Annotated in this window: 4 protein-coding genes; all 4 read right to left on the reverse strand. The window is 30.1% G+C overall.

Features of this window, described 5'->3' with window-relative positions:
- Window positions 1-202: 202 nt before the first annotated feature.
- Entirely contained in the window at window positions 203-772 is a 570-nt protein-coding gene (locus tag K1X16_RS17570) for a hypothetical protein (protein WP_225037378.1), read from the reverse strand.
- A 186-nt stretch (window positions 773-958) separates the two neighbouring features.
- Window positions 959-3,253, reverse strand: a complete 2,295-nt coding sequence (locus tag K1X16_RS17575; RefSeq protein ID WP_225037379.1) for a restriction endonuclease — start codon at window positions 3,251-3,253, stop codon at window positions 959-961.
- Window positions 3,254-3,450: 197 nt separating this feature from the next.
- The gene (locus K1X16_RS17580; RefSeq protein ID WP_225037380.1) at window positions 3,451-4,176 is read right to left on the reverse strand and encodes a hypothetical protein; all 726 of its coding nucleotides are present in this window, start codon (window positions 4,174-4,176) and stop codon (window positions 3,451-3,453) included.
- Window positions 4,177-4,331: 155 nt separating this feature from the next.
- Window positions 4,332-4,856 carry a hypothetical protein gene (locus tag K1X16_RS17585; RefSeq protein ID WP_225037381.1) on the reverse strand — a complete coding sequence of 175 codons (525 nt, stop codon included), beginning with the start codon at window positions 4,854-4,856 and terminating at the stop codon, window positions 4,332-4,334.
- Window positions 4,857-4,942 lie beyond the last annotated feature (86 nt).

A 4,942-nucleotide genomic window follows, 5' to 3' on the forward strand; every position in this document is an offset into this window, starting at 1 on the left:
AGTAGAAATAAAAAACTCTTGGATTAAGAAAGCTGTTAGCAAAACGTGACTGCTTGCTGCTAACGTGTTTGTGTATGATTAGTTGCGTGGTTGGGTAGCTAATTTAGCAAACTTTCACGAACCAGAGAAAATTCCGCAGGAATTTTCGCAAGTAAGCCTAAAAAAGCAATTAATTATACACGGTGTTGTAGCAAGTACTTTTTCAGTTTTTCAATTCAGTTAATTGTTTTCTGATATCTTCTCTCAATATATTTTCAGCCGTTTTCTTATTCAGTAGTTTGTCATTCGGACTGCTTTGGGTTTGATACCAATACCAAGTTTCTTGTAAGACAATTATGTTTTTCGGCAAATTCTCGTAAACTTTTCTTTTTCCTAAACTACCAGAAACTTTAAATTTATCCTGTTTGTAAGTCTGAGTATTTCTTTGGTCTTTTTTGATAGAAGCAAAATGTCCTGTATTGAAAACAATTCCTAAATCATTTTCACGATTATAAACATCAAGTATTATTTGTTCTCCATTTTCTAATTCGTATAGAATATATTGTTTGGTTTTAAATCCAAGTTTCTCCAATTCGTCAATTATGATTGGAACTGCTTCGTGTCTTCTCAACCAATTTGTTGTTGTCGATTTTATTCCACCAGATTGATAATATTCATAGTAATTTTCCGAATTAATTTTCGGATTCAGCTTTTCGTCCGTTTGCGCTTTACAATTAGTAAATGTCAGAATTAAAATTCCGAAAACTATGGTTTTAAAATATGTTCTGTTCATTTTTTGGGTATTTGCTACAACGTGTTTGTGTATGATTTCGTTGCGTGGTTTAAGCACTAAAGTTAGCAAATAAATCACAGATAGAAAGTCCGCGAGGACTTTCGTAAGTAAGCTAAAACTAGCAATGAATTATACACGGTGTTGGCAACAGTTTTTATTATTCAATAATATATTAACCTTCTAAAATCAGGAACGCTCAAAAATCGCATCTATATCATCCTCGTAGGACGAACCTGAATAATGTCCTCCATCATAATCACGTTCATAGTCTGGTTCATAACTTTCAAAAAATCGTGTCGCCATACTTTCTACATCCAGATTTGATACAAATCTCGTCATATCGAAATCAATTCTTTCTAAAACAGATTCATTGAAACCGTCTAAATAATAGTCAAGACTTTCTAGAACTTCTGATTCAATACCATTTAAATCAATATCATATTCAGGATAACCTTCTGGATAGTAATTTACATTTATGTGCTTAGAATAGTCCACATCTAAATCATTATTGTCAACAATGCTACCTAAGTAATTTTCTATAAGAGTTTGTGCCTGAAATAAAATATGCTCATCTTCTATGTTATAGGTATCGATAAAATTAAAAAGCTCTCTCAATGAGTCCTCATCTGAAACATCTTCTATGAAGTCGTGTAAAAAATCAAAATCTTTAAATTCTATTTGGGGTTCAAATTCTGTCAGAATTATTAATAGTTCCCATAATCTATTGCCATTCGGACTATCTGCTTCTATTAAGGCATTTAGAAAGCGTTCGATTCTTTTATTTGTTTTTTCATTGAAAAAATCTAAAAACGAAAGTAATATTAAAAAATCCCAATCTTCTTCATTTAATTTTGGTTCAAAGAAGAAATCGAATAAGTTTTCTTGAATCCTTTTTAGATTTGAACTATTTATTTTTTTTCCTAGTCCAGATAAAGCTTTTAAATAATCTATAGAGATTTCGTTCTCCAAAGATTTTATAATGTTAGATATTAAATTACTGTCATCCGAATACGAACCAAGAACAAAATCAGCGATTGATGGGTTAAACAAAACATATTCAAATTTATCCTCATCAATCTGATTTCTGTTTAACAGTGATTTTGTAGCCAATTTTCTTACTGCTTCAAAACTTTTATCAGTTTGGTCACCAAGATTTACGTTATGAATATTTAAAAATGTGTTATAAGAACGTCTTAATTCTTCTTCTGAAATTTTGCCATTATTGTAAACAGTCAAAAATGTTAAAGCTCTAACACAATCATCCGTTTGGTTTTGAAAATAATCCGCCCAAATGTCTTCTGGATTATTTAAACTTTTGATAATGTATTTCCAATATTCTTCAGGTGGGATATGACCAACTCTTCCAGAATCAGTAACAAATTCTATTATACGAGGGTTGAAATTGCGATGTCTAATTATCACTTTATATCTCTTATCTTGATATATCTTATCTAGATATACGTCATTTAAATTTGAATGATAAATGTGGTTATATAAAATTTTGGCTTTATCAACATTAGTTAAGTTTTCAACTCTTAGTAAAAACTCGTTTTCACGAATGTTACCATTTTGAAACCTATGACTTAAACTAAATGCCTTATTTAAAATAGTCGTACGAGACGTGAGAATAAATTTTTTCGAATCATCCTTACGAACTCTATTGATAAATTTAACAATATGCGAATCTCTTTTGTTGTTAATAGCATCGTATAGATTGCTTCCTAAAAAATCGTCACAGTAAAATAAAATATTCTTCTTTTCTCGTTCTCTAAATATACTTTCAGCTTCACTAATATTTTCTTCTATATCACAAAACTCATATCCTTTCGCTGCGTAATAAAGAGCTAGGTTATCAGCAAGAGTAGTTTTACCTATTCCTGGTTCTCCAGTCATTATAACAACATTGTTTTCTTCAAGAATTTTTAATCCTTTTCTATGATTTTCTGTTATAGCATATTTATAAGCTTTTTCTTCAATTTCTCTAATGGTACTCTCGCTTCTACCTTTTATAGCATTATGATAAATTAAGTCTAAAACAGAAGTGCTAGTAATCCATAATTTATAGTTTCTTTCAACAATACCTTGATTATCCTTCTGTGATAAGAAAGAATTTAAATCCTCATATCCATAAACATCTGCTTCACTTAGTATAAAAGGATGAAATATTTTTTTTATTTCCTGCTTGTTAAGACGAGATAATTTTTTGGAAGTAATAAAAATATATTTAGCTGGATTAAGTTTTTTGACTTTTGCTAATTCCTCAGATTTTAATTTAGAAATTAATGTTGTGTATGGTGTTGAAATGTAGTGCTTGCATTGAATAATACCTTCTTTTTCTTTCCCAATCCAAAATCTACCGTCAACTCCACCATCCCTACCAGACTTAAATGTTTCAACTCTTTTAGTTAAAATCTTTTCTATTATTGAAGCGCCTAAAGTTTCAAATTCTCTGTCATTAAGTTTAGAAAAATCATATTCCATATTTTTTTAATTTTTTATTCAGATTATCGAACAATAATTTTTCTAGTTCTTTTCATTTTAATTCTCGGTTCAAGTTTAAATTGTTGCCAACGTGTTTGTGTATGGTTAGTTGCGTGGTTAAGCAACTAAGTTAGTAAACTTTTACGAACCTGTGAATATTCCGCAGGAATATTCGCAAGTAGGGGAGAACCTAGCAATTAATTATACACGGTGTTAGGCACAGTATTTTTTTCTTTAAATACCCCATAATTTGAAAACTGGTCAGACTTCATTTTATTTTTTGGTTTTAAGAAATAAGGCTTATTCGATACAATACTGTCATTATTTATTTTGGATAATATTAGGTTTTGAATTACAAGCTCTATAATATCTTTATTTTCTTTTTGTCTAATTATTACATTTCCTTTCGATATTTTTAAACTATCAAGATGCGATTTATTCATACTTGTATTATAATCTAGGTTATAAAAGAAAAGACTATCACGAGTTTCTTTGAATCTGGCAAAATTATATCTCCAAAGTCCTTGACTTTTTTTTCGTAGACTATTACTCTTATAGTTCTTAATTTCAATATTGATTCCTTCGGATTTTATTTTTTCCGTTGTGATAGGGAAAAAATCAGAAGTTTCTTTAGAATTTTCAGTTCCAATAGCATTAATTAAGTTTTTATTTGGAATTCCGTTTAGTTGTGTTATCGGAAGTTTTGATATTCTTTGAATAGTAAAAGTCTCTGTAGTATCTAATATTGCATATCCGTTTACATTAGAATCTCGTCCACCCCAAGCATCATATTTGTAGATTGCTTTTGAAGTTCCCTCGATTTTTTGTTCATAGAGAGTAATTTCCCATTCTCCCATTCCAGGTAAACATCCGTAAAGAGATGTAAAAAGTCCCAAACAAAATAATTTAGCTGTGTGTTTCAAATGTTGACTTCGTTTTTTTCGTATTGTGCCTAACGTGTTTGTGTATGGTTAGTTGCGTGGTTTAGTAGCTAATTTAGCAAACTTTTACGGACCAGAGAAAATTACGCAGGAATTTTCGTAAGTAAGCCTAAAAAAGCAATTAATTATACACGGTGTTACCACCAGTTTTTTATTTGATTCAACGTTCCGATTATCAGTCCAACAATTCCACCGAAATATGAGAAATTATGGATTTTTGCCACTTTATTAAATTCCGTTTTATGTTCAATTTCAAATGGGAAGTCATAATTCGTAATAATTTCCGATGGAAATAATTCCGCAATTCCAAATCCGACAAAACCGAACAGAATTGCAATTCCGATTACGATGAGTAAAGATTTCAGAGATTTATTCAGCATTATTTGTCCGTCACTATATTTCAGTCCGAATATTCCGAGAACAATTCCGATTAAAAGTCCAAACCACCAAGTAGAAAAAAATCCAACCCAAACAAGCGCAAAAGTCCAATTTCCGTTAAATTCTCTTTCATAATCGTCTAAAATTCCAAAATTAAAAAATGTCAGTTTAGTGTAAAATTCAGGCGATATTTTCGACGTAATAAAATCGTGTGCAACTCCATAAACAACTGATAATGTTATTGAAATAAATACGATTAATATGAATGCTCCGAGTTTTTTCAAATTGGTGGTAATGAATATATATATGAATAGTAAGGGATTTGAAACACCTTACCTTCGGGTTTTCAATAAGCCAATTTAGTAAATAA

This window comes from Winogradskyella sp. SM1960 (genome assembly GCF_020179375.1).
Taxonomy (GTDB): domain Bacteria; phylum Bacteroidota; class Bacteroidia; order Flavobacteriales; family Flavobacteriaceae; genus Winogradskyella; species Winogradskyella marina.